We start from the raw sequence: 24432 nt of genomic DNA on the forward strand, positions 1-24432 counted from the left end.
CGTGCGGGTCGCAGGCCCTGTCGGTCTACCGCCGCCCGGTCTTCCTGATCTGCGGCGCCACCACCCGGTGGTCGGCGGTGGCGTTCTCGCGCACCCGGCGCGGGGTGGCGCTCTTCGACAGCGAGGCCAGCGCGACGAACCAGGCCTTGGGCATGTCGGTGGGCAGGCCCACCGGGATGCCGGCGATCTTCGGCGTCTCGGCGAAGGCGTGGCCGGGGTCCTGGAAGCCGGGCTCGGTGCAGGAGATGCAGGCGTGGCCGCCGCGGGTGCAGCTGCCTTCGCCGTTCCACAGCCGGGTGTTGCAGTCGGCATGCGCCTGCGTGCCCTTGCAGCCCATGTGCTCCATCATGCAGCCGAGGTCGGAGGGCTTCTCGGCGCTGGCCTTGAACTCGTAGAACTCGTTGCGGGTGCAGCCGTGGTGCACCAGCTGGTCGGCGTAGAAGCGCGGCCGGCCGAGCGCGTCGAGGTCGGCAGGGCCGAGCAGGTCGGCCGCCAGCGCCATCAGCGTCTCCAGCACCCAGCCCGGATGCGTCGGGCAGCCGGCGATGTTGACCACCGGCAGGCCGGAGCGGCTGCGGAAGTCGGGCCCGAGCAGACCGCCCGGGCGCTCGTCGTCGTGCTGCAGTCCGGTGGCCTCGGTCGGGTTGCTGCCGGCCGCGGTCACGCCGCCCCAGGCCGCGCAGGCACCCACCGCCACCACATGGCGCGCCACGCCGGCCAGCCGCCGCACCCAGTCGATCATCGGCACGCCGGTGCCGGCCAGCAGATGGAAGCGCCCGGTGCCGTTCGGCCCGCGCAGCAGCGCGCCCTCGACGCACAGTGCATCCAGCGCGATCCGGCCGGCCAGCAGGTTGTCGAGCAGCGCGACCACATCCGCCCCGCTGGCCAGCGACAGCGACGGATGCCACAGCAGCCGGATGCCCGCGCCCTCGAGCTGGCCGGCGAAGTCGGCGGTGTCGGCGCACAGCAGCGACATCGAGCAGCCGCCGCAGCCGCCCGACTGCAGCCACAGCAGGTTCATGGCAGGTCCTCGGGCGATGCGGGCGTGTCCTCGAGCTGGAAGCGCCGCAGCTTGGCGCGCAGGCCGACGCGCGACAGGCCCAGCTCGGCGGCCGCGCGGGTCCTGTTCCAGCGGTGGCGCAGCAGCGTCTCGCGCAGCACCATCGCCTCGATCGCGTCCAGGCGCTCCTGCAGCGTGCCGCTCTGCGGCAGGCCGGGCAGGTTCGGGCCGGGCATGCCGGCCGGCGCATGGCGGCCGGTCTGGCCGTGCAGCACGGTGGCGGAAAAGTCGTGCGGTGCGATCCGGCGGCCGTCGCCCAGCACGATCGCGCGGGCGATCTCGTTGCGCAGCTCGCGGATGTTGCCCGGCCAGGGGTAGGCCATCAGCACCGCGATCGCCTCCGCCCCGATCTCCACGCCGGGCAGCCCCAGTTCGGCGCCGACCTCGCCGGTCAGCCGGCGCGCCAGCGGCGCGATGTCGCCGGCGCGCTCGCGCAGCGCCGGCATCTGCAGCGTCATGCCGGCCAGGCGGTAGTAGAGGTCCTCGCGGAAGCGCCCGGCGCGCACCTCGTCGTCGAGCCGGCGGTGCGTCGCGGCGATCACGCGCACGTCCACCGGCACCGGCCGCGGCGAGCCCACCGGACGCAGCTCGCCTTCCTGCAGCACCCGCAGCAGCTTGACCTGGAAGGCCGGCGAGGTCTCGCCGATCTCGTCGAGAAAGACGGTGCCGCCGTGGGCGCGCTGGAACAGGCCGACATGGTCCTCGAAGGCGCCGGTGAAGGCGCCGCGCTTGTGGCCGAACAGCTCCGACTCGAGCAGCGTGTCGGGAATGGCGGCGCAGTTCTCCAGCACGAAGGGGCCGTCGGCGCGCGGGCTGGCGTAGTGGATCGCGCGGCCGAGCAGTTCCTTGCCGGTGCCCGACTCGCCCAGCACCAGCACCGGCAGGTCGAAGCGCGCCACCCGCGCCGCCATCGCGCAGACCGCGTCGAGCGGGCTGCCCGGCGTGCGCTCGATGCGCTCGAAGCCGAAGGTCGCGCGCGCCTGTGCCAGCCGGTCGCCGCGGCGGGTGCGCAGCGCGGTGGTGCCGGCGCGCAGGTCGAGCTCGAGCCGGCTGACGCCGCGCTGCAGCGTGCGTGCCTCCACCGCCTGGCGCACCGTCTGCAGCAGGTGGTCCGGCACCCAGGGCTTGAGGATGTACTGGTAGATCCCGGCCTCGTTGATGCCGCGGATGATGTCCTCGCTGTCGGTGTAGCCGGAAATGACGATGCGCACCGTCTCCGGCCAGCGCTCGCGCACCTCGCGCAGGAATTCCACGCCGGTCAGCCCCGGCATGCGCTGGTCGCACAGGATGACCGCCGCCTCGTGGCGCTCGAGCAGCGCGCGCGCCTCCTCGGCCGAGCTGGCGCACAGGATGCGGAAGTCCTCGTCGAGCGTGCGCCGCATCGCGTCCTGCGAGCGCACCTCGTCGTCGACCAGCAGCACCAGCGGCAGGTCGGCCTCGTCGGGTGCGTCGGGATCGGTGTCGTCGAAGGGCAGGGAATCGGGGGCGTTCATGGCGGATCCGATTGTGTCGTGCCCGGGTAGCGCCCGCATCCGCAGATGCGCGAGGCTCCGGGCATCGCGCCGGCCAGCGCCCTCACCCAGATCAGGGCCATCAGCGCGCCGCCGATCAGGTCGGTCGGCCAGTGCACCTGCAGATGCAGCCGGGTCGCCGCGACCGCGCAGGCCAGCGCCAGGCCGGCGGCCAGCCAGATTGCGGCCGGGCGCGGCCGGCCCGGCTGCCACCACAGCGCCAGCACGAGCGCCAGCACCTGCGCGGTGTGCGCGCTGGGAAAGCTCAGGTCGGGCGGCAGCGGCAGGCCGGTGGGGAAGAGGTCCGGGCGCGGGCGCATCACCAGCAGCTTGACCGCATGCACCAGCAGCGTCGTGCCCAGCAGCGCGGCTGGCACGAAGGCCGCTTCCTGCCAGGGGTGCTGCTGGCGACGCAGCCAGGCGGCCCGGGCCAGCGCCACCGGCAGCAGCAGCGCCAGCGAGCCGGCCCAGGTCAGTGCGGCCGCCAGCCGGTCGGTGCCGTCCGAGCGCAGCGCGTGGAACAGCGCCAGCCCGGTGCGATCGAGCGCGATGACGCGGCAGATGCCGTCCTGGCAGAGCAGCAGGCCGGCAGCCACGCCGGTCAGCAGGGCCAGCAGCGCGCCGGCCAGCAGGGGGGGAGGTTTTTTCATGCCGGTGCGGTCAGCGTGCGCCGGCCAGCATCTGCGCGACGCGCTGCTTCGGCAGCGCCTGCACCCGCATCAGCCAGTCATGGTCGCAGCGGCCCTCGCTGCCGGGCCCCAGGCCGGCGTGCTTCAGGTCGTCCTGCATGCGGCCGAGCAGATGCGCGGCCATCTCGGCATCGGCCAGCGCCCGGTGCGCCTGGCCGGTGCTCGGCAGGCGGTGGTAGCTGGCCAGATCGCCCAGGCGGTGGCTGGGTGCGTCCGGATAGAGCCGGCGCGACAGCATCACGGTGCAGATGAAGGGATGCGGCGCCGCCAGCCCGGCCAGCGCCAGCTCGGCCTGCCAGAAGCGGCGGTCGAAGGCGGCGTTGTGCGCGGCCATCGGCAGCTCGCCGACGAAGCGCGCCGCTTCGCGCATCACCTGCTCGGCGGGCGGCGCGGCGGCGACCATCGCGTTGGTGATGCCGGTCAGCTGCGAGATGAAGGCCGGGATCGGCCGGCCGGCGTTCATCAGGCTCTGGAAGCGCTCGACCGGTCGGCCGTCCTCGAGGATGACGATCGCCACTTCGGTGGCACGGTCGCCCAGCGCGGGCGATCCGCCGGTGGTCTCGAAGTCGATGACGGCGATGCAGGACATGACAGGCAGCAGCGGGACGGCCGCGGGCAGCAGAAGAAGGCAGCGATCATGGCAGATCGGGCCTGGCGCCTGAGCGAGGTGCGAGCGCGAGGCTCAGAACTCGCCCAGCGCCCGGCTGCTGGCGAAGGCGAAATACTCGCGCAGCCAGGCGTTCCAGCGCAGATGGCGCGGCGTGGGCGCGCCGGCGGCACGCACCTGCGCATAGCCGGCCTGCCGGGCGATGCGCAGGCTGCGCGGCACATGGAAGTCGCTGGTGATCACCATGATGGCGGTGTGGCGCGGGTCCAGACCGGCCTGCTCCAGCAGCGTCCGGCTGAAGACCAGGTTCTCGTGGGTGCTGGTGCTGCGCTCCTCCAGCAGCAGGCGCGCCTCGTCCAGGCCCCGGTCGCGCAGATGGCGGCGCATCACTTCGGCCTCGGTGCAGCCGAAGCCCGGATCGACACCGCCGCTGACCACCACCCGCGCCTGCGGATAGATCCGCGCCAGGTCCAGCCCGCGCTCGAGGCGCTGGCGCAGCGTTGGCGAGGGGCGGCAGTGGTTGGTGCCCGAACCGAGCACCAGGATCGCGCCGGGCGGCGCAGCGCTGAGGTCAGGACCCTCCCGTCCGGCCTGGGCGATCTGCAGGAAGAACAGCAGCAGACTGGCCAGCCACAGCCAGAAGCCGGTGCACACCGCCCGCCACAGGCGCTGGCGCCAGCGCTGCTGCGCCAGCCAGTGCTGCCACTGCGCGCCGCGCCAGGCCAGGCCGATCAGCGCCAGCCCGATCGGCAGCGGCAGCAGCACGCCCAGATGGCGCATGCCGATGGACATCAGCAGCAGCGCGTCGAGACAGAGCAGGGCGCCGGCCAGCAGCACCAGCAGGCGCGAGGCGGAGCGGACGGACGGGGGCAGGGCAAGGCGCAGCATGTCGTGAAAGGCGGGAACAGGCCGCCACGATAACGGCCACGACAGCCGCTGCGATCTCCGTCGATTCAGCAGATTTCAGCAGATGCGTGGCAGCTGCTCGCCGCTGAGCCAGTCGACGACGCGCCGGCCGCCGAAGCGCGTGGCCATCTGCACGAAGCGGTGCGGATCGTCGGTGACGAGGCCGATGCGCGCGGCCTGCTGCCCCAGCGGATGCGCGTGCATCGCCGCCAGCAGCGGGTCTGCCGCGTCGGGTGCGCAGATCGCCACCAGCCGGCCCTCGCAGGCGACATAGAGCGGGTCGAGCCCGAGCAGCTCGCAGGCCGCCTCGACCTGCGCCCGCACCGGAATCTTTGCCTCGTCGAGCGTGATGCCGGTGCCCGACTGGCGGGCGATCTCGTTGAGCGTCGTCGCCAGCCCGCCGCGCGTCGGGTCGCGCAGCACGCGCACGCTGCCCTCCGGCACGGCCGCCAGCATGGCCGCGGTCAGGCCGTTGAGCGCGGCGCTGTCGGAGACGATCTCGGTCTCGAACTCCAGCGATTCGCGCTTCGACAGCACCGCCACGCCGTGGTCGCCGATCGGGCCCGACACCAGCACCACGTCGCCCGGCCGGGCCAGGTCGCCGCCCAGGCGCCGGCCCGGCGGCAGCCAGCCCGCGCCGGTGGTGCTGATGAAGACGCCGTCGCCGTGGCCCTGCTCGACCACCTTGGTGTCGCCGGTGACGATGGCCACGCCGGCCTCGCGCGCGGCCGCGGCCATCGAGTCGACGATGCGCTTGAGGTCCGCCAGCGGCAGGCCCTCCTCCAGGATGAAGCTGGCCGACAGGTAGAGCGGCTGCGCGCCCATCATCGCCACGTCGTTGACGGTGCCGTGCACGCTCAATGCGCCGATGTCGCCGCCGGGAAAGAACAGCGGCGAGATCACATGCGCGTCGGTGGCCAGCACCAGGTGGTGGCCGGCGGGCGGCGCGGGCAGCACCGCGCCGTCGTTGCCCTCGCGCAGCGCGGGATTGTCGAAGGCGCGCGCGAACAGCGCCTCGATCAGCTGCGCGCTGGCGCGGCCGCCGGCGCCGTGGTTCATGTCGACCCGGCCGTGCTTCAGGTCGAGCGGGCGGGTGTAGTCTTTGCGGAGGGCCATGGTGGGTGCCGGGGGTGGGTTCCCGCCTTCGCGGGAATGACGGGAAGGGCGGGAAGGACGGGAAGTGGGGGCGGGGCCAGACGGGGCGCTCAGGCGGTGGTGATCGCGATGTCCTTCCAGCGGCCGTAGCTGTAGTGCGCCGCGCAGGCACCCTCGCTGGAGACCATGCACGAGCCCATCGGGTTCTCGGGCGTGCAGACGGTGGCGAAGAGCCTGCAGTCGGCCGGGCGCTTGACGCCGCGCAGGATCGCGCCGCAGTCGCACTGCTTGTGATCGGGCACCGGCTGGTAGCGCAGTTCGAAGCGCCGCTCGGCGTCCCAGCGTGCGTAGGGCGCGCGGATGCGCAGCGCGCTGAATTCGACCTCGCCCAGGCCGCGCCACTCGAAGTTCTCGCGCAGCTCGAAGACCTCGGCCACCAGCGCCTGCGCCGCGGCGTTGCCCTCGCGGGTGACGGCGCGGGTGAACTCGTTCTCGACCTCGTGGCGGCCGTCGTTGACCTGGCGGATCAGCATCAGGATGGCCTGCATCACGTCCAGCGGCTCGAAGCCGGCGATCACCACCGGCTTGCGGTAGTCGCGGGCGAAGCCCTCGTAGGGCGCCGAGCCGATCAGGATGCTGACATGCGCGGGCCCGACGAAGCCGTCGAGCGGCACCGTGCCCCACTGCTTCACCTCGGGCGACTCCAGGATGTGCGTGATCGCGCTGGGCGTGAGCACATGGCAGCACAGCACGCTGAAGTTGGCGAGGTTCTCGGCCGCGGCCTGCTTCAGCACCAGCGCGGTCGGCGGCGTCGTCGTCTCGAAGCCGATGGCGAAGAAGATCACCTCGCGCTCCGGGTTCGCGCGGGCGATCTTCAGCGCGTCGGCGGGCGAATAGACCATGCGGATGTCGGCGCCTCGGGCCTTGGCGCGCTGCATCGACAGCTGGCCGGAGGCCGGCACGCGCATCGTGTCGCCGTAGGTGCAGACGATGGCGCCGTGCTGCAGCGCCAGGCCGATGGCCTGGTCGATGCGGCCGATCGGCAGCACGCAGACCGGGCAGCCGGGGCCGTGCACCATCTGCACGTTGTCGGGCAGCAGCGCCGGCACGCCGTAGCGCGACAGCGCATGGGTGTGGCCGCCGCAGAACTCCATGAAGCTGTAGGTCCGGTCGGTGCGCGCCTCGGCGCGGATCTTCGCGGCGAGCTGGCGCGCCAGCTCGCCGTCGCGGAACTCGTCGACGTATTTCATCGCGGCGTCTCCTCGGCAGGGGTCGGGGCAGGGGCCATGGTCGGGTCCAGGGCGGCCATCTCGGCGAAGAGCGCCAGCGTGCGCTCGGCCTCCTCGGTGTCGAGCCGGCCGATGGCGTGGCCGACATGCACGATCACATAGTCGCCGACACGCGCCTCGGGCGTCAGCGCCAGCGAGATTTCCTTGCGCACGCCGCCGAGGTCGACCACGGCCATCTCGTCGGGCAACAGGGCTGCCACGCGGGCAGGCAGGGCGAGGCACATGGTTCAGGTCTCCGTCGCAGAAGAGGTTGGAATCGTCGCGGCCGCCACCCAGGCCTGGCCGAGCGCCAGGCCGGCATCGCCGCAGGACACCGCCTGCGGGCGGTGCACGCGCAGGCCGGCCGCCGTCAGCCGCGCGCTCAGGCGCTGGCTCAGCAGCCGGTTGAAGAAGCAGCCGCCGCCGAAGGCGACATCGTGCAGGCCGTCGCGGGCCGCTGCCGCGACGGTGGCGTCGGCCAGCGCATCCGCCAGCCCCGCATGGAACAGCGCCGCCCCCCGCCCGCAGGCGTCGGCATCCCGCGGATCCACCGCCAGCAGCGCCTCGAACAGCGCCCACACCGCCCCGCCCAGATCACCGACCCGTCGTTCACCGTCACCCTCGCGAACGCGAGGGCCCACGCCCGCCACGCCCTCCGGATGCCGCTCCAGCCAGGCCGCCGCACACCGCTCCAGCGCGATCGCCGCCTCGGCCTCCTCGCGCTGCCGCACCGACAGCCCCAGCACCCCGGCCGCCGCATCGAACCAGCGCCCCGCGCCGGTGCTGGCCGGGCAGTTCAGCCCGCGCGCCAGCATCGTCCGCACGCCCTGCGCCGCCGCCGCCCCGACCACCGGCGCCAGACGCGGCTCGATCTCGTCGCCTCGCCCCAGCGCATGCAGCACCGCCGCGACCAGCCGCCACGGCTCCCGCGCCGCCACATCGCCGCCGGGCAGCGCCAGCGGCGGCAGATGCGCGAGCCGCTCGAAGCCACCGTGCGCATCCAGCCGCAGCAGCTCGCCGCCCCAGGCGGTGCCGTTCGTGCCCAGTCCGACGCCATCCAGCGCCAGGCCGAGCAGCGGCCCGTCCGCCAGCCCGGCCTCGGCCTGCAGCACCGCCAGATGCGCCTGGTGATGCTGCACGCCGATGGCCGGCACGCCCAGCCGCTCGGCCCAGTGCAGCGCCAGCCGGGTGCTGTGAAAGTCCGGGTGAAGATCATGCGCGACCGCCTCGATCGGCCCGCCGGCCGCCGTGACCAGGGTCTGCACCGAACGCTCCAGCGCGATGCAGGCCTCGGGCGTGTCCAGGTCGCCATGCAGCGCCGACGGCAGGAAGCGATCGCCCTCCAGCAGCCCGGCGCTGTTCTTCAGCCAGGCGCCGAAGGCCAGCACCCGGCGCGGTGCGGCGCGCGGCAGCACCAGCACGGTCGGCGTGTTCATGCCACGTCCTGCAGCAGCCAGTCCAGCCAGGCGTCCATGCCGACACCGGTCCTGGCCGACACCAGCAGCACCTCGATGTCTGGATTGACGCGCTGCGCGAAGGCGATGCACTGCGCCACATCGAAGTCCAGATGCGGCAGCAGGTCGACCTTGGTCAGCACCATCAGCCGCGCGGCGGCGAACATGTCGGGGTACTTGATCGGCTTGTCCTCGCCCTCGGTGACCGACAGGATCGCGATCTTGGCGCGCTCGCCCAGGTCCCACATCGCCGGGCAGACCAGGTTGCCGACGTTCTCGATCATCAGCAGCGACGGATCGGCGGCGTGGGCATGGTCATGGCCGTGATGGTGGTGATGGCCGTGCAGCGGCAGCCGCGCGAAGGCCTCGGCGATCATCGGCGCGTCGAGATGGCAGCCCTTGCCGGTGTTGATCTGGATGGCCGGCGCGCCGGTGGCGCGGATGCGGTCGGCGTCGTTCGTGGTCTGCTGGTCGCCCTCGATGACACCGACCGGCAGGCCCGGCGCGCGGACCTTGAGCGCCTCGATGGTGGCGCACAGCAGCGTGGTCTTGCCCGAGCCGGGACTGGAGACCAGGTTGTAGGCGATGACGCCGTGGCCGGCGAAGTGCGCCCGGTTAGCATCGGCGATGCGCTGGTTGGCGCCGAGCACGTCGGCCTCGAGCCGTATCGCCCGGGCCTGGCTCATGCCGGGCACGCTGACCCGCGCCGGGCCCTGGCCGTAGTGCAGGTCGCCGTGATCATGGGGGTGGGCGTGGGCAGGGTCGCTGTCGTGACCGTGCTGGTGCACCGCACCGGGGGTGCCGGTCGAGCAGCCGCAGATGACGCACATGGTGGGGTTCCTTTCGGTGTTCTTCGTCGTTCGGTGGGGGTCAGTCGTCGTGGACCATCAGGTCGACGACACGCAGCTCGGTGCCGCCGGTGGGCTGCAGGCGAAAGCCCCCGCATGAGGGGCAGGCGTCGGCGCGCGAGGCGATCTCGACCGACCGCCCGCAGCCCAGGCACCAGGCGGTGCCGGGCGGCTCGTCGATGAGGATCTCGGCGCCTTCCAGACAGGTGCCCGGCACGCTGGCCTCGAGCGCGAAGCGCAGCGCGCGCACCTCGACGCCGCTGAGGGCACCCGCCTCCAGCCGCAGCAGGCTGACGCGGTGGAAGCGTTCGCGCTCGGCCGCGTCCTCGACGAGCCGGACGATGCCGCCGGCGAGACTGAGTTCATGCATCGCAAATCACCTCGACATCGACGCAAGGGTCGAAGGCCAGCGCGAGCAGCCGCGCCGCCTCGCTGCGCGGGCCGGTCTGCGGCAGCGCCGCCAGCGCCTGCGCCAGCGTGCCGCGCGGATGCGCATTCCATTCGGTGGGCGCCAGCACCTGCCAGGCGGCGACGCGCCGGCCGCCGGCCTCGAGCCGCACCCGGTGCAGCAGCAGGCCGCGCGCCATCTCGCACCAGGCCAGGCCGTCGCCGGGGCCGAGCGCCAGCGCGCCGCGCTGCAGCCGCCGCGCGCCGTCCGGCCCGGCCAGCCGCACCAGCTCGACCAGCCGCGCGCCGAGGCGGCCCCAGGCGCTGGCGCCGGCCTGCGCGGCCTCGGCCGGAGGATCGGCCTCGCGGCACCACGGGCCGGTGTCGGGCACGCCGGCCGGCGTCGCGTCGCCCGGACGGTGCGGCAGGCGGCAGAAGCCGGCGTCGGCATCCATCGCGAGGGCCAGCGCGGCCCAGTCGGTCGTGCCGGGTCGCAGCGCCGCCGGGCCCGGCGTGGCCAGCGAGCGTGCCAGCGGCGCCAGCGCGGCCAGCGCATGCACCGGCGAGCCGGGATCGACCTCCGGGCGGCCGGCCTGTTCCTGCGCCCAGTGCGCGACGGCCTCGAGCCGATCGCACGGCGCGGCCGCGTGCCGGCGCAGCCAGTCGGCCGGAGCGATGCCGAGCAGATGCCGCTGCAGCCAGGCTGGCAGCGCGGCGAGCCGCGCGATCGGATCGAGATCGTCGCGCCAGGGCGGGCTGGAACGCAGCCAGGCAGCGCCCGCGTCGGCATTCATCCCGAGCCGTCGCGGCAGCTCGTGCCCCAGGCGCAGCAGATGCTCGCGGGCGGTGCCCAGGCGCAGCGCCTGCGCGGCGACGGCCGCCTCGGCGGCGGACTCCGTCTGGCCGCGTGCGGCGCGCAGCGCGGCGCGCGCGCAGTCGCGGTGCGCGTCGGCGCACAGCGAGAACAGCGCGCCCAGCAGCGTCGGCAGGGTGTCGGCGTCGCGGCCCGGCGCCAGCCGGACGAGCCAGTCCGGCCGCCCGCCGCTGATCGCCGGGCCGTCGCGGCGACCCGGGTGCAGACGCAGATGGCCGGCCAGGGCGCGGGCGTCGCTCATCGCGTGCGCTCCCGGTCGGGCTCGCCGACCCCGGCATGCGGGCCAACCCCGTCATGCCCGCGCAGGCGGGCACCCACGAGGGGCGCCGAGGCTGGTGTGCGTGGGTCCTCGCCTGCGCGAGGATGACGGGGGGGAGAGGGGGGCGGTGCGGTCTCGCTCCAGGACTGGCGCAGCAGCCGCATCACCTCGCGCGCGGTGGCCACCGCTGCCGGCTGATCCGCGAAGGCGAACATCGGCGAGAACAGCGAGGCCTGCTCCCAGGCGCCCAGGTCCTCGGCCTCGTGCGCGCCGGTGAAGTCCAGCGCGTGCTCGCCGTAGCGGCGCACCACCGTGTGGCCGAGCGGCGCCAGGCCGGCCGCCTGCAGCGCCGTGGCATCGTGGCCGTCCACCGGCTGCAGCGGCAGGCGCAGCAGGTTCATGAACCAGGGCGTGACCAGCACGCCGAGCATCGTCGGCGCCGCGCCGGGCGCGGTGCGCAGCGGATCCGGGCCGAAGCCGACCGCCTGCACCGACAGCGCCGGGTTCAGCACCGGCACGCCGCGCATGCGCGTGGTCGCGATGCGGCGGAACACCGCCTCGAGCCCGGCCAGACGCCGCTGCGGCGCGTCGTCGCTCATCGCGGGGCGTCCTCGGCGATGACCCATTCCTTCTGCAGGTCCAGCGCCTCCAGATAGTGGGTGACGGCCATCAGGTTGGCCTCGGGCGGCAGCACATAGGCCTTCGAGCCCCAGTAGCCGTTCATGAAGGGGCCGAGCTGGCCGCTCTCGACGAACTTCCTCAGCCGGGTCTGGATGTCGCGGAAATAGCCCGGCGAGGACAGCGGATGCGAAGGCGAGACCAGCTGCTGCAGCTCGGAGGTCTTCTTCGGGTCGGCCTTCAGCGCCGAGATGACGTCCACCCAGTCCAGCGCGTGCAGGTGATAGAAGTGCACCGCATGGTCGTGCACCTGCAGCGTCTTGGCCATCATCTCGCGGATGAGATGGGCGTTGAGCGGGATGCGGATGCCCAGCGCGTCCTCGACCGCACGCACGCTGGTCAGCGCGTGGCAGCCGGTGCACACGCCGCAGATGCGCTCGACGAAGGCCCAGGCATCGCGCGGGTCGCGGCCCTTGAGGATCACCTCCAGGCCGCGCCACATCGTGCCGGTCGACACCGCGTTGCGGATGATGTTGTCCTTGTCCACATTCACCTCGCAGCGCATGTGGCCCTCGATGCGGGTGACGGGGTCGACGACGATGCGCCGGCCGGTGTTGTCGAGCTGGAAGCCCTGGGTCTCGATGACGCACATGATGTGTTCTCTCTGTCCTGCGGTGTCCGGGAGGGGCGGATGCGGCCGGGGGCCGCGCTCAGTGGTCGGTGGTGGCGCTGTCGCGCGAGCTGGCGCGCTTGATCGCCGAGACGGCCGCGTGTGCGGCCACCGCTGCGCCGACCACCGCGGCGGTGCCGCCGCCGATCTGGTCGGCGGTGCCCTCGATGCCGAACTGGTGAATGGTGGTCAGGCGGTCGTAGAACGAGCCCTTGTCCCAGAAGCCGTCCTCCGAGCAGCCGATGCAGCCGTGGCCGGCCTTGATCGGGAAGCTGGTGCCCTCGTTCCACTGCACGGTGGCGCAGGCGTTGTAGGTGGTCGGGCCCTTGCAACCGACCTTGTAGAGGCAGTAGCCCTTGCGCGCGTACTCGTCGTCGAAGGCCTCGACGAACTGGCCGGCGTCGAAGTGCGGCCGGCGATAGCACTTGTCGTGGATGCGCTGGCTGTAGAACATCTTCGGCCGGCCCTGGCGGTCCAGCTCGGGGATGCGGTCGAAGGTCAGCATGTAGGTGATCACGCCGGTCATCACCTCGGCGATCGGCGGGCAGCCGGGCACCTTGATGATGGGCTTGTCGGTGATGACCTTGTGGATCGGCGTGGCCTGCGTCGGGTTCGGCTTGGCCGCCTGCACGCAGCCCCACGATGCGCACGAGCCCCAGGCGATGATGGCCTTGGCATCCTTGGCCACATGCCTGAGCTTCTCGATGAAGGGCTTGCCCGACTGGATGCAGAACATCCCGTCCTCGTTGAGCGGCGGATTGCCCTCGACCGCGAGGATGTACTGACCCTTGTACTTGGTCATGATCTCCTCGAGGATGGCCTCGGCCTGGTGGCCGGCGGCGGCCATCAGCGTGTCGTCGTAGTCCAGGCTGATCATCGACAGCACGACATCCTTGGCCAGCGGGTGCGCGCTGCGGATGAAGCTCTCGGAGCAGCAGGTGCATTCCAGGCCGTGCAGCCACAGCACCGGGGTGCGCGGCTTGGTTTCCATCGCGTGCGCGATCTGCGGCACGAAGGCCGGGCCCAGGCCCAGCGAGGTCGCGGTCAGCGAGCAGTATTTCAGCAGGCTGCGGCGCGAGATGCCCTGGCGTCGCATCACCTCGTAGAAGGTTTCCATGTGGTGTCTCCTCGGTTCTGTCGCGGAGAACGTCACAAGTCGCGTGCCTGCATGAATCGAGATCAGGGTAATCCCTTGACCTGACTGCAAGTCCTTGTCACGTCTTGGAAATTCGTTGCGGCTTGACGCAGGTCAGGCTGGGTTTCGGGCAGGGGTGGAAAGCGGGCTTGCAGCGGGGCATCCAGCCTGGAATCGGCGCTTGCGGTGCGGTGCGAGCCCGCTTCAGTCCGATGGTGATACCCTGCAGACACCACTACAGAGAAAGGCGCCCCATGCCCATCAAGCCGAACTACTCGTTCGAGAAGCGCCAGCGCGAGCTGGAGAAGAAGAAGAAGAAGGCGGAAAAGGCGCAGAAGAAGGCCAACCCCGGTCCGAGCCATTCGCGTGAGGATGACGGCGCCCATGCGGCGGCCGCCCCCCAGGAAGGCGCCTCCAGCCTCTGAGCTTCAGCCGCGGGCGGGCAGTTCGACCACGAACTCCGCCCCGCCGTCGGCATGGTTGCCGGCGAGCAGCCGCCCGCCGTGCTGCTCGACGATGCCGTAGCTGATCGACAGCCCCAGGCCGGTGCCCTTGCCGACCGGCTTGGTGGTGAAGAAGGGGTCGAACAGTCGCCCCAGATGCTCCGGCGCGATGCCGGAGCCGTTGTCGCGGAACACCAGCCGCGCCAGACCGGCTTCCAGATGGCCGGTGATCCACAGCGTCGGGGGCTTCGCGCCCGCGCCGCTGGCCGCATCCCAGGCGTTCTGGATCAGGTTGAGCATCACCTGCAGCAGCGGCCCCGGCGCGCCCTCGACCACGCAGTCGGGACCGGGCTGCCAGTGCACGACGAAGTCCGGCGCGGTGCCCTTGCGCACCCAGTGGATCGCCTGCTCGACCACCTCGTTGAGCCGCACCGGGCCGCGCTCGTCGCGGTCGGCGGCCGAGAAGCGCTTCAGGCCCTGCACGATGTCGGCGGTGCGCTGCGCGCCCTCGAGCGTGCCTTCCATCAGCGAGGGCAGGTCGGCCAGCAGATGGTCGATGCGCAGCCTGCGGCGCATCGGCGCGAGTTCGGCCACCGGACGGCCGTCATGGATCTCGCCCAGGTACTGGCGCAGCCGCTCGGTGTAGCGGGTCAGCGCATGCACATTGCCGAGCACGAAGCTGATCGGGTTGTTCAGCTCATGCGCGACGCCTGCCACCAGCCGGCCCAGCGAGGCCATCTTCTCCGAGTGCAGCAGCTGCTGCTGGGTGCGCTTGAGCGCCTCGTGCGCCTCGCGCAGCTGGTGGTAGGCACGCTTGAGCTCGCCCATCGGCCGTCCGACGAAGACCAGGCCGACGCGCCGCCCGGCCGCATCCAGCCGCGGCGTGCAGTTGAAGTCGACCGGCACCGGCTGGCCGGCGCCGTCGAGCAGCTCGACCTCGAGCACCGTGCCGCCGCGCTGCAGCGCCGGCGTGCCCAGCACATGGCGGATGCGCACCCGGCTGGCCTCGTCGGCCATCAGCGCCGCGATGCCGCTGCCGCGCAGCGCAGCCTCGTCGCGGCCGGTCAGCTCGGCCAGCGCGCGGTTGGTCTCCTCGATGCGGCCGCCGGCATCGCAGGCCACCAGCACGTCGCTCATCGCGCTGAGCAGGCTGAAGATGAACTGCTGCGACTGCTCGAGCTGGGCGTTCTTCTCCTCGAGCGCGACCTCGTCGGCCACCAGCTGCGAGTAGACCTCGTCCATCTTCTGGATCACGTCGAGCCAGGCGCTGTCGTCCAGCCCGTCGGCGGGCGGCAGCATCGGGGCGAGCGGCGGGCGGTCGGGCATGGCGGATCTTCCTGCGGGCGGGGTCAGCGTTCAGTGCACGGTGCAGACCATGCAGGGGTCGAAGGAGCGCACGATGTGCTGCACCGCCACCGGCGTGGTCTCGCCCGGGTGCACCGGCGCGTCCTCCAGCGCCTGCTCGAGCGCGCCGGGCCGGCCGCCGGCGTCGCGCGGCGAGAAGTTCCAGCTGGTCGGTGCGATGATCTGCCAGTGGCGGATGCGCCCGCCCTGCAGCGCGATCCAGTGGCCGAGCGCGCCGCGCGCGGCCTCGGTCAGGCCGCGGCCCTGGCCCTCGGCCGGCAGCGGTGCCGGGCGGCAGAAGGGCTCGCCGGGGCGGATCGCCTTCAGCCAGCCCTCCATCAGCGGCACCACGCGCGCCAGCTCCATCAGCCGCGCCAGCACCCGCGCCAGCACGCCCGAGCCCTCGCGTGCGACCAGCTCACGCAGCAGCGGCTGGCCGTCGGCGAGCTGGCGCGCCAGTGCGCCGGTCTCGGCGACCTCGCCGCCCAGGCGCGGCGCCTTGTTCCAGCTGTAGGCACCGGGCTTGTCGGCGTCCGGCAGCGTCAGGCCGCGCGCCGGGTGGCGAACCGGCTCGCCGTCGGCCGCCAGCCAGGCGCGGGTCACATCCTCGGTGATGCGCGACAGGTCCAGCGCGGCGGTGGCCGACGCGCCGGCACGCCAGACGCCACCGCCGATCGCGCGGGTGCCGTCGGGCTGCGGATAGGCGCCGTGGCTGATCCACAGCCCCGGCCCGGGTCCGAGCCGCGCCAGCCCCAGATCGTCGGCCAGATCGAGAAAGAAGCGCAGGTCGCCGGCGCCGGCGTCCGTGCCGGTCGGGCGCTCGGCGCGCCAGCGCGCCAGATCCGCCAGGCTGGACAGCGCGGCCACCGCCTCCAGCGGCGCGCCGAACAGCGTGCGCTCGAGGAATCCGCGGAACTCGCGCACCCGCGCCAGCAGCCGCAGCCGCTCTGCCGCGTCGATCGCCCGTGCCGAGCCGCCGGCCTCCAGGCTGCCGGTGTGCGGCCACTTGCCGCCGAGCAGCCCCATCAGCGTGAACCAGCGCGCACGTGCCGCGGTCGCCAGCCGGTGGTGCTCGCCGCAGCCCTCGGGCGAGAGGGCGGCGAAGCGCCGGCGCGCCTCCATGAACCAGGGCCGCGTGGCGTAGACCTCGCGGGTGAAGTCCGGCATGAAGAACAGATAGAAATGCGTCAGGTGATCGGCCAGGTTCTCGCAGGCCAGCATCAGGTTGGTCGCCAGCAGGGCGTTGGGCGGGGGCTGCACGCCGGCCAGGTCGGCCAGCGCCCGGGTCGCCGCCACCGACTGCGACACCGAGCAGATGCCGCAGATGCGCGGCACGATCACCAGCGCGTCCCCGGCCGGGCGGCCGAGCAGGATCTGCTCGAAGCCGCGGTACATCGGCGCGCAGACCTCGGCCGAGCGCACCCGGCCGTCGGCGATGTCCAGACGGACCTCGAGATCGCCCTCGACGCGGTTGAAGGGGCCGACGATCAGGCGGGGCATGGGGCGGTTCCTCCGGGCTATTCGGGTTGCGGCCCGCATTGTGCGGTGTCCGGACATGGCGCTGTGGCATCATCCGCCGCCCTGAAAGACGCCCGAAGCACAAGGAAAGAGAGAATCCCCGCATGGACCTGAAGCTGCCCATCGTCATCGTCGACGAGCTCGCCGACACCCTGGTCAAGTCGACCGGCGTCCTGGACTTCGCCAGCGGCGAGATCACCGAGGTCCGCTATCAGGGCTACGACCTCGAGAAGAACGGCTTCCCGGCGCGCGACGCCGACTACGACTTCACCTGCGGCACGCTGTCCAACGGCAAGAAGGAGGTCGAGTTCGGCATCCGCGCCGATGCGATGGCCGCGCGCTACTCGGTCACGCCCGACGAACTGCTCGAGCTCAAGGGCCGTGCGGCCAAGCTGTTCTCCGCCGCTCCGGTCGCCGCCGAGTCGGCCCCGGCCGCGAAGAAGGCGCCGCGCAAGCCGCGCGCCTGATCGGATCTGCGCCGATCCGGGATCGGCGCTACGATGCGCACCGACCGCCCGAACCGACTGTCGTGCCGATGACGCGTTCCTTCGACCTGCCGCTCCTGCGATCCCTGGCCGCCACGCTGGCGCTGCTGACGGCCCTGTCCGGCTGCTCGACCTCCTCGGGCGGTGCGGCCGCCAAGGCCAAGGTCTATCTCGACGAGGCCTTCTCGAACACCGAGACCTTCTCGCGGGTCTTCCCGTCGACCACCGCCAGCACCTGCGAGGCGGCCCGGCGCGCGCTGATGAGCCAGGGCTATCTGCTGGGCAGCGCGGATCGCGCCGATTCGGTGACCGGTCGCAAGAGCTTCCAGCCTCAGCCCGAGGTGCATGTGCAGATCGAGTTCCACATCGTCTGCGTGCCCGAGGTCCGCGCCGCGTCGCTGTCCGCTTCGGATGCGGCGGCCAATGCCGGCGATCCGGACGATCGACCCTCGACCATCGCCTTCGTCAGCGCGGTCCAGGACCGCTATTCGCTGAGGAAGAGTTCCAGCTCGGCCAGCCTGGGCGTGAGCGCGATCGGCTCGGTCTCGCTGCCGCTGTCGTCCAATGACGATTCCCTGGTCAAGGTGGCCAGCGAGACCATTCCGGCCGGCGAGTTCTACGATCGATTCTTCCAGCTGGTGGATAGGTACCTTGAAGTTCCCTGAGCGTCCATCCGGGCGTTCAGAAGCAGCGGCACAGCCGGAATGGTGCTATCGTGGCCCAACTCCGGGAGTGCCTCATGACCAGTCCGAGTCCGTCGTCCGTGGTGGAGCCGCCACTGGACGCACGCCGAGCGCGCGAACAGCGCCTGCGTGCTGCGCTGCCGTCCACGATCGAGTTCCTGCAGCGGCGTCGCGCCGATCTGATCGATCCTGTGGTCATCGATGATTTCGTCGCCATTCACTGGATGGAATGGCATGGCGGCACGCTGCGTCTGACCGTCACCGGGCGCAACATCTGCGCGCAGATCGGATTGCGTCCGGCACGCTGAAATCCGTGCTGGGGCGCGTGGCCCTGTCGGCAGGTTTCGCCTGGAATTGAGGTCGATCCATCTTGTAATTTTTCACATCAGGCCTCGATTGAAGCGATCCTCTCGCCGAAAGTGCTCAAACGGGGGGATGTCGGGGCAAATGCGGGGATCTAGCCTGTCTTCAGGCTGCACACCGAGGTGTGCGTGGACCGGTGGCCGAGGCCATCCGCCAACTGAAAGACTCCCCCATGAAGCCCGTTGCCCGAACCCTTCGCTCCCTGGTGTGGCTGCTGCTGCCCCTGTCCGTCGGCGCCCATGCGGCCGGCACCTCCTTCGTCGACGGGCTTGATGCCTTCGACAGCAGCCGCTGGACTCGCACCCATGGCGTGGCCGCACCCGATCCGATCGATGTGGGCTGGCGCAGCAGCCATGTGAGCTTCGGGTCCGGCGAGATGTCGCTGCGGCTCAACACCTGGCCGTGCAGCGTGGCGCAGGAGCAGTGCGCCGGGCAGCCCAATGCCTCCGGCCAGCTGGTGTCGAACGACAGCTATGGCTTCGGCACCTACAGCGCGACCTTTCGCGCGGCCAGTGGCGCCGGCGTCGTCACCGATTTCATGAAGTACAGCGGCACGCTGAATGTCGCCACCGGCCCGACCGACCTGATCGGCATGCACATTGCCGGCAACGACACCAGCACGCTGTTCGTCAGCTACCTGTCGTCGACCGCCGGGCTGACGACACAGTCGATCGCGCTGGGCTTCGACGCGTCAGCGGGCATGCACACCTATGCCTTCAGCTGGGTGGCCGGTTCGCTGTCCTGGTCGGTCGACGGGCAGTCGGTCCATACGCTGTCTGGCGTCGACGTGCCGGACGAGCAGGGCCGCATCGTCGCCGATGTGTGGGCGGTCGAGTCCGGCAGCGCGACCAGCGTGCTGGGCAGCTATGTGCGCGGCGGCGCGACCGCCACCTTCGACTCGATCAGCTACACCGCGGTCAGCCCGGTGCCGGAGCCTGCTCCGATGGCCATGCTGTTCGCCGGCCTGGGCGTGCTGGGCTGGCAGCAGCGCCGCCGCAACCGCACCTCGGCCTGACCGCGACGCTTCACCCGACGCCCGATCCGGCCAGCCCGGATTCGGGCAAGAAAAAACGCCAGACCCTTTCGGATCTGGCGTTTTTTGCTGGTTTCGTTGGTGGAGAGGAGGAGGATCGAACTCCCGACCTTCGCATTGCGAACGCGACGCTCTCCCAGCTGAGCTACCCCCCCAACGCAGAATGCAATTCTAGCACGATCATTTCGAGCGTTGCAAACGGGCGCGCGCCATGGCCGCTTCGATGACCGCGCGCTTGCGGTCGATCTCGCCGGGAACCTCGGTGTCGCGGGTCAGATCGGCCAGATGCTCGAGCTTGTGCCGAGCCTTGTGCTCGAGGCGTTCGGCCTGCTGGCTGGCGGCGCGCTGGCGGCGCGCGTTGCGCTCCTGGTAGCGCTGGCGTGCCGCACCGGCCTGCTCCGGGGTCCAGGCCTGCCAGCCGCTGCGCCCGGGCGTGACCACCTCGAGCGAGATGCAGTCGACCGGGCAGGCCGGCAGGCAGAGCTCGCAGCCGGTGCAGTCGGCCTCGATGACGGTGTGCATGTGCTTGTTCGTGCCGCTGATGCAGTCGACCGGGCAGGCCTTGATGCACAGCGTGCAGCCGATGCACCAGGCCTCGTCGATGACCGCCACCGTGAGCGGGCCGTCGATGCCGCACTCGGGATCGAGCGGCTGCACCGGCCGGCCGGTCAGCGCCGCCAGCCGGACGATGCCTTCCTGCCCGCCGGGCGGGCAGCGGTTGATGTCCATCGTGCCTGCGGCCACCGCCTCGGCATAGGCGCGGCAGTCGGGCTGGCCGCAGCGGGTGCACTGGGTCTGCGGCAGCAGGTCATCGATCAGATCGGCGAGAGAGGGCGGCGGCATGGCGGCGGACAGACGCGGGAAAAACCGCGATTGTCCGTCACCGTCCGTCCCCTGCACTCAGCGGCGTGACTTGCCGCGGCGCGGCGCGGCCGGTGCGGCAGCTGCGGGCGCTTCCTCGACCGAGGCTTCGGTCGAGGTTTCCGGCGCATCGACGGGTTCCGTCGTCTGCGTGACGGCTGCTGCGTCGGCGTCCACCGTCGAGACGGCCTCGACCACCTCGACGGGCTCGGCCGCGGCCACAGGCGCTTCGGCGCTGACGGCCGGTGCGACCTCGGCCTGCACCGCCGGCGCCTTCATCGGCGCCTGATGCTCGAGGATGAACTTGCGCACTTCCGGATAGGCCATCTCGCGCCAGCGGCGGCCGGAGAAGATGCCGTAGTGGCCGGCGCCCTTGACGATGTAGTGCTCGCGGCGCTCTGCCGGAATGCCGCTGCACAGGCCGTGTGCGGCCTCGGTCTGGCCGGCGCCGGAAATGTCGTCGAGCTCGCCCTCGACCGTCAGCAGCGCGGTGGTGCGGATGTCCTGCGGCCGCACCGGCTCGCCGTTGACCACCCAGGTGCCGTAGACCAGCGAGAAGTCCTGGAAGACGGTGCGGATCGTCTCGAGGTAGTAGTTCGCGTCCATGTCGAGCACCGCGTTGTACTCGTCATAGAACTGGCGGTGCGCCTCGGCGCTGTCGTCGTCGCCGCGCACCAGGTCCAGGAAATAGTCCCAGTGCGAGTTGGCGTGGCGGTCCGGGTTCATCGCGACGAAGCCGGTGTGCTGCATGAAGCCCGGGTAGACGCGCCGGCCGGCGCCGGGGAAGTTCTGCGGCACGCGGTAGATCACGTTGTGCTCGAACCACTCGATGTTGCGGTTCATCGCCAGGTTGTTGACCGCGGTCGGGCTCTTTCGGGCGTCGATCGGGCCGCCCATCATCGTCATCGTGCGCGGGGTGGTCTCGCCGCGCGAGGCCATCAGCGAGATCGCCGCCAGCACCGGCACGGTGGGCTGGCAGACCGAGATCACGTTGACCTCGGGGCCGAGCAGGCGGATGAAGTCCTGCACATAGGCGATGTAGTCGGCCAGGTGGAAGCTGCCGGCCTCCATCGACACCATGCGGGCATCGACCCAGTCGGTGATGTAGACCTTGTGGTCCTGCAGCAGCGTGCGCACCGTGTCGCGCAGCAGCGTCGAGTGGTGGCCCGACAGCGGCGCCACCACCAGCACGATCGGCTGCGCACGCATGCGCTCGAGCATCTGCGCGTTGTCGGTGTAGCGCTTGAAGCGCAGCAGGCGGCAGAAGGGGCGGTTCTCGACCACCTGTTCCTGGACGGCCACGTCGATGCCGTCGACCTTGACCGCGGTGATGCCGAAGGCCGGCTTCTCGTATTCCTTGGTCAGACGGTGAAGCAGGTCGAAGCCGGCGGCCATGCGCTCGGAGCCGGGGGCCTGGGCAAACGGTGACAGCGGATGGCTGTAGAGCTTGGCAGTGGCGCTGGCGAACTCCGCGAACGGGCTCAGCAGAGCGCGCTGGGTTTCGTAGAACTGATAGAGCATCGCGATTCCTCGGGCATCCGGTGGGGGCTGGGGCAGGGCGGCGAGCCGCTCATGTTGCAGTGCAGCATTCTACGCTTGCCCGCATTGCTGCGCAGCATCATCCTGCGCGGGATCAAGGCGGGACAACCGGGCAATTCCCGTAATTACAGCGGCATCCTCCCGACAATCGGCCCCGGATGGGGTCTGTCAGGTACCTTGGCTGTTCCATTGCGGGACAGTGCGGCCGGTCTGAGAGCCGGATGTTGCGATGCCGCAACGTCTTCGGGCCGATGGCCTGTTCGATGCTGTTCGACGACGCCACGACCTGCGCGTCGGGCGCAAGGCCGACGCAAGCGCGCCCCGTAGAATCGCGACGGCTTTTCGGCTTTCCCATTCATTCAACACTTCCGGAACCACCTCATGAGCCTGCTCAACGTCCCCCCCGGCACCGCCGACAAGTTCAACGTGATCATCGAGATCCCGGCGAACTCCGACCCCGTCAAGTACGAAGTCGACAAGGAAACCGGCGCGCTGTTCGTGGACCGTTTCATGGGCACCGCGATGCACTACCCGTGCAACTACGGCTATGTGCCGCAGACCCTGTCGCTCGACGGTGACCCGGTCGACGTGCTGGTGCTGACGCCCTTCCCGCTGGTGCCGGGCTCGGTCGTGCCCTGCCGCGCCATCGGCGTGCTGAACATGGAAGACGAGTCGGGCCAGGACGCCAAGGTGCTGGCCGTGCCGACCGAGAAGATCCTGCCGACCTACGCCGGCATCAAGTCGCACGGCGATGTCGATCCGCTGATCCTGGCGCGCATCCAGCACTTCTTCGAGCACTACAAGGATCTGGAGAAGGGCAAGTGGGTCAAGGTCACCGGCTGGGCCGATGCCGAAGCCGCCCGTGCCGAGATCAGCAGCGGCGTCGAGCGTCTGGCCGCCAAGTGATGGCCTGAGCGCCTCGCCGCGAAGAAGGGGAGCCCGCCGGGCTCCCTTTTTTTCGCCTGCATTTTTCGCCCGTAGACTACCCGGATGAACTGGAACCAGGAACTTCTGAACAGCGCGATCTGGGTGGCCAAGGCCTACGCGATCACGCTGGTGGTCTTCGTCGCGGTGATGGCGCTGCTGGCGCGAGCGACGGTGTGGGGGCGGCAGTTCTGGTCGCTCACCGGGGCCTACTTCTCGCCGCGGCGCTCCTGGCGGCCGCTCGGCGGCGTGGCGCTGATGCTGCTGTTCGTGCTGTTCACGGTGCGCATGAACGTGGTGTTCTCGTACTGGTACAACGAGTTCTACAGCGCGCTGCAGGCGCTCGACCAGAAGGGCTTCTGGTTCGGCATGCAGCTCTTCGGCATCCTGGCGACGATCCATGTGGTGCGTGCGGTGCTCAGCAGCTACATCCGCGGCGCCTTCACCATCCACTGGCGCCAGTGGCTCAACGACCGCACCGTCGGCGAGTGGCTGCAGGGCCAGTCCTACTACCTCGGCCGCTTCGCCGAGCCGGCCGTCGACAACCCCGACCAGCGCATCCAGCAGGACGTGACCACGCTGGTGACGACCACGCTGGCGCTGTCGATGGGCCTGGTCGGCGCGGTGGTGTCGATGTACGAGTTCACCGGCATCCTGTGGAATCTCTCGGCGCCGATGACGGTGGCCGGCACCGAGATTCCGCGCGCGATGGTGTTCCTGGTCTATCTGTACGTGATCGGCGCGTCGGTGTTCGCGTTCTGGATCGGCCGGCCGCTGATCGGGCTGAACTTCATGAACGAGAAGCTGACCGCGAACTACCGCTACCTGCTGGTGCGCCTGCGCGAGTACGGCGAGAGCATCGCGCTCTACCGCGGCGAGGCGGTCGAGCGCCGCGGCCTGCTGGCGAGCTTCTCCGCGGTCATCGGCAACGCCTGGGACACGCTGTGGCGCACGCTGAAGTTCGACGGCTACAACCTGACGATCAGCCAGATCGCGGTGGTCTTCCCCTTCATCATCCAGGCGCCGCGCCTGTTCGCCGGCACGATCAAGCTCGGCGATGTGATGCAGACCAGCCAGGCCTTCGGCCAGGTCGAGGAGGCGCTGTCCTTCTTCCGCACCTCCTACGACAGCTTCGCCGGCTACCGCGCGGTGCTCGAGCGCCTGAGCGGCTTCGAGCAGAACGTGCGCGCGTCGTCCCGCCTGGCCCTGCCGGCGCTGGCCGAGCAGGCGCAGGGGCTGACGATCGAGCATCTGACGGTGCGCCGCCCCGACGGCCAGGTGCTGACCGCCGACCTGTCGCTGGCGCTGCCGGCCGGCAGCGCGCTGCTGATCCGCGGCCCCTCGGGCTCGGGCAAGACGACGCTGCTGCGCACGCTCGCCGGCCTGTGGCCGTTCTCGGACGGTCAGGCTGCCCGTCCCCAGGGCTCGGCCTGCCTGTTCCTGTCGCAGCGGCCCTACCTGCCGATCGGCACGCTGGCCGAGGCGCTGGCCTATCCGGCCGAGGCCGCGTCGCTCGATCCGGCACGCGCCGCGCAGATCCTCGAGCAGGTGCAGCTCGGCCACCTGGCCCGCCAGCTCGACCTGGCGCAGGACTGGTCGCAGGTGCTCTCGCCGGGCGAGCAGCAGCGTCTGGCCTTCGGCCGGGTGCTGGCGAATCGGCCGGCGATCGTCTTCCTCGACGAGGCCACCTCCGCCACCGACACCGGTCTGGAGCACGGCCTGTACCGGCTGCTGCGCAGCGGGCTGCCGCAGACGGTGCTGGTCAGCGTCGGCCACCGCGAGACGCTGGCGGCCTTCCACGACCAGGCGCTGACGCTGGCGCGCGACGGCAGCTGGCAGCTGGGCGCGCCCTGAGGGC

At 71.2% G+C, this 24432-nt stretch carries 25 protein-coding genes, 1 tRNA gene and 1 pseudogene; 7 read left to right on the plus strand and 20 right to left on the minus strand.

All coding sequences use genetic code 11. The features are described 5' to 3' along the window. Positions 1-25: 25 nt before the first annotated feature. The 15 genes and pseudogenes from NFT33_RS10200 to NFT33_RS10270 form a co-directional block, all read right to left on the minus strand. Complete coding sequence (locus tag NFT33_RS10200; protein ID WP_251675065.1) at positions 26-1021, minus strand: NADH-quinone oxidoreductase subunit B family protein; 996 nt, start codon at positions 1019-1021, stop codon at positions 26-28. Continuing rightward, the gene (locus tag NFT33_RS10205; RefSeq protein ID WP_251675067.1) at positions 1018-2553 is read right to left on the minus strand and encodes a sigma-54-dependent transcriptional regulator; all 1536 of its coding nucleotides are present in this window, start codon (positions 2551-2553) and stop codon (positions 1018-1020) included. The genes NFT33_RS10200 and NFT33_RS10205 overlap by 4 nt, the downstream gene beginning before the upstream one ends. Next, a complete protein-coding gene (locus tag NFT33_RS10210; protein WP_251675069.1) occupies positions 2550-3221 on the minus strand; it encodes a phosphatase PAP2 family protein in 672 nt (223 codons plus the stop codon). The genes NFT33_RS10205 and NFT33_RS10210 overlap by 4 nt, the downstream gene beginning before the upstream one ends. 10 nt (positions 3222-3231) lie before the next feature. Beyond that, entirely contained in the window at positions 3232-3849 is a 618-nt protein-coding gene (locus tag NFT33_RS10215) for a 3'-5' exonuclease (protein WP_251675071.1), read from the minus strand. Positions 3850-3942: 93 nt separating this feature from the next. Further along, positions 3943-4755, minus strand: coding sequence for a YdcF family protein (locus NFT33_RS10220; RefSeq protein ID WP_251675073.1), 813 nt, complete (start codon positions 4753-4755; stop codon positions 3943-3945). Between the two features lie 75 nt (positions 4756-4830). Next, the gene (hypE, locus tag NFT33_RS10225) at positions 4831-5889 is read right to left on the minus strand and encodes a hydrogenase expression/formation protein HypE (RefSeq protein WP_251675075.1); all 1059 of its coding nucleotides are present in this window, start codon (positions 5887-5889) and stop codon (positions 4831-4833) included. An 89-nt stretch (positions 5890-5978) separates the two neighbouring features. Continuing rightward, the gene (gene hypD / locus NFT33_RS10230; protein ID WP_251675076.1) at positions 5979-7118 is read right to left on the minus strand and encodes a hydrogenase formation protein HypD; all 1140 of its coding nucleotides are present in this window, start codon (positions 7116-7118) and stop codon (positions 5979-5981) included. Further along, on the minus strand, positions 7115-7381 hold the full coding sequence (locus NFT33_RS10235; protein WP_149503878.1) for a HypC/HybG/HupF family hydrogenase formation chaperone: 267 nt from the start codon (positions 7379-7381) through the stop codon (positions 7115-7117). Before NFT33_RS10235 ends, hypD begins: the two co-directional genes overlap by 4 nt. 3 nt (positions 7382-7384) lie before the next feature. Then, positions 7385-8572: a Kae1-like domain-containing protein gene (locus NFT33_RS10240; protein ID WP_251675078.1), complete on the minus strand. Its 1188-nt coding sequence runs from the start codon at positions 8570-8572 to the stop codon at positions 7385-7387. Next, a complete protein-coding gene (gene hypB / locus NFT33_RS10245) occupies positions 8569-9420 on the minus strand; it encodes a hydrogenase nickel incorporation protein HypB (RefSeq protein ID WP_251675080.1) in 852 nt (283 codons plus the stop codon). The genes NFT33_RS10240 and hypB overlap by 4 nt, the downstream gene beginning before the upstream one ends. A gap of 40 nt (positions 9421-9460) precedes the next feature. Continuing rightward, on the minus strand, positions 9461-9808 hold the full coding sequence (locus NFT33_RS10250) for a hydrogenase maturation nickel metallochaperone HypA/HybF (RefSeq protein ID WP_251675082.1): 348 nt from the start codon (positions 9806-9808) through the stop codon (positions 9461-9463). After that, positions 9801-10940 carry a hypothetical protein gene (locus NFT33_RS10255; protein ID WP_251675084.1) on the minus strand — a complete coding sequence of 380 codons (1140 nt, stop codon included), beginning with the start codon at positions 10938-10940 and terminating at the stop codon, positions 9801-9803. The genes NFT33_RS10250 and NFT33_RS10255 overlap by 8 nt, the downstream gene beginning before the upstream one ends. Further along, entirely contained in the window at positions 10937-11557 is a 621-nt protein-coding gene (hybE, locus tag NFT33_RS10260; RefSeq protein WP_220787848.1) for a [NiFe]-hydrogenase assembly chaperone HybE, read from the minus strand. The genes NFT33_RS10255 and hybE overlap by 4 nt, the downstream gene beginning before the upstream one ends. 20 nt (positions 11558-11577) lie before the next feature. Then, positions 11578-12228 (minus strand): annotated as a pseudogene (locus NFT33_RS10265) (nickel-dependent hydrogenase large subunit); the annotation flags it as partial. Between the two features lie 58 nt (positions 12229-12286). After that, positions 12287-13363, minus strand: coding sequence for a hydrogenase small subunit (locus NFT33_RS10270; protein WP_251675086.1), 1077 nt, complete (start codon positions 13361-13363; stop codon positions 12287-12289). Between the two features lie 272 nt (positions 13364-13635). On the opposite strand from NFT33_RS10270, the gene NFT33_RS10275 reads away from it, so the two are divergent. After that, on the plus strand, positions 13636-13806 hold the full coding sequence (locus NFT33_RS10275; RefSeq protein ID WP_180693081.1) for a hypothetical protein: 171 nt from the start codon (positions 13636-13638) through the stop codon (positions 13804-13806). A 3-nt stretch (positions 13807-13809) separates the two neighbouring features. Here the strand turns inward: NFT33_RS10275 and NFT33_RS19245 are convergent, their stop codons facing one another. Together NFT33_RS19245 and NFT33_RS10290 are read right to left on the minus strand one after the other, a co-directional pair. Continuing rightward, positions 13810-15150, minus strand: coding sequence for a sensor histidine kinase (locus tag NFT33_RS19245; RefSeq protein WP_220784237.1), 1341 nt, complete (start codon positions 15148-15150; stop codon positions 13810-13812). 30 nt (positions 15151-15180) lie between these two features. Beyond that, on the minus strand, positions 15181-16668 hold the full coding sequence (locus NFT33_RS10290; protein WP_251675088.1) for a nickel-dependent hydrogenase large subunit: 1488 nt from the start codon (positions 16666-16668) through the stop codon (positions 15181-15183). Positions 16669-16790: 122 nt separating this feature from the next. Here NFT33_RS10290 and NFT33_RS10295 point away from each other — a divergent pair, with 122 nt between their 5' ends. The 4 genes from NFT33_RS10295 to NFT33_RS10310 all read left to right on the plus strand — a co-directional run bounded on the left by NFT33_RS10295 (position 16791) and on the right by NFT33_RS10310 (position 19232). Continuing rightward, entirely contained in the window at positions 16791-17153 is a 363-nt protein-coding gene (locus tag NFT33_RS10295; RefSeq protein WP_251675090.1) for a hypothetical protein, read from the plus strand. Positions 17154-17221: 68 nt separating this feature from the next. Continuing rightward, positions 17222-17836 (plus strand): DUF2242 domain-containing protein, encoded by a 615-nt coding sequence (locus tag NFT33_RS10300; protein WP_251675092.1) that lies wholly within the window; start codon positions 17222-17224, stop codon positions 17834-17836. A 74-nt stretch (positions 17837-17910) separates the two neighbouring features. Then, positions 17911-18162, plus strand: a complete 252-nt coding sequence (locus NFT33_RS10305) for a hypothetical protein (protein WP_149503859.1) — start codon at positions 17911-17913, stop codon at positions 18160-18162. Positions 18163-18389: 227 nt separating this feature from the next. After that, the gene (locus NFT33_RS10310) at positions 18390-19232 is read left to right on the plus strand and encodes a family 16 glycosylhydrolase (RefSeq protein ID WP_251675094.1); all 843 of its coding nucleotides are present in this window, start codon (positions 18390-18392) and stop codon (positions 19230-19232) included. A 97-nt stretch (positions 19233-19329) separates the two neighbouring features. Here the strand turns inward: NFT33_RS10310 and NFT33_RS10315 are convergent. The 3 genes from NFT33_RS10315 to NFT33_RS10325 form a co-directional block, all read right to left on the minus strand. After that, positions 19330-19405: transfer RNA gene (locus NFT33_RS10315), tRNA-Ala, on the minus strand. A 25-nt stretch (positions 19406-19430) separates the two neighbouring features. Continuing rightward, entirely contained in the window at positions 19431-20093 is a 663-nt protein-coding gene (gene rsxB / locus NFT33_RS10320; protein ID WP_251675096.1) for an electron transport complex subunit RsxB, read from the minus strand. Positions 20094-20150: 57 nt separating this feature from the next. Next, positions 20151-21632 (minus strand): polyhydroxyalkanoate depolymerase, encoded by a 1482-nt coding sequence (locus NFT33_RS10325; RefSeq protein WP_251675098.1) that lies wholly within the window; start codon positions 21630-21632, stop codon positions 20151-20153. A 399-nt stretch (positions 21633-22031) separates the two neighbouring features. Here NFT33_RS10325 and ppa point away from each other — a divergent pair, with 399 nt between their 5' ends. Then, on the plus strand, positions 22032-22556 hold the full coding sequence (gene ppa, locus NFT33_RS10330; RefSeq protein WP_173806528.1) for an inorganic diphosphatase: 525 nt from the start codon (positions 22032-22034) through the stop codon (positions 22554-22556). A gap of 84 nt (positions 22557-22640) precedes the next feature. Beyond that, positions 22641-24428, plus strand: coding sequence for an ABC transporter ATP-binding protein/permease (locus NFT33_RS10335; RefSeq protein WP_251675100.1), 1788 nt, complete (start codon positions 22641-22643; stop codon positions 24426-24428). The last annotated feature ends 4 nt before the right edge of the window (positions 24429-24432 follow it).

The organism is Sphaerotilus sp. FB-3 (genome assembly GCF_023706025.1).
Taxonomy (GTDB): Bacteria; Pseudomonadota; Gammaproteobacteria; order Burkholderiales; family Burkholderiaceae_C; genus Sphaerotilus; species Sphaerotilus sulfidivorans.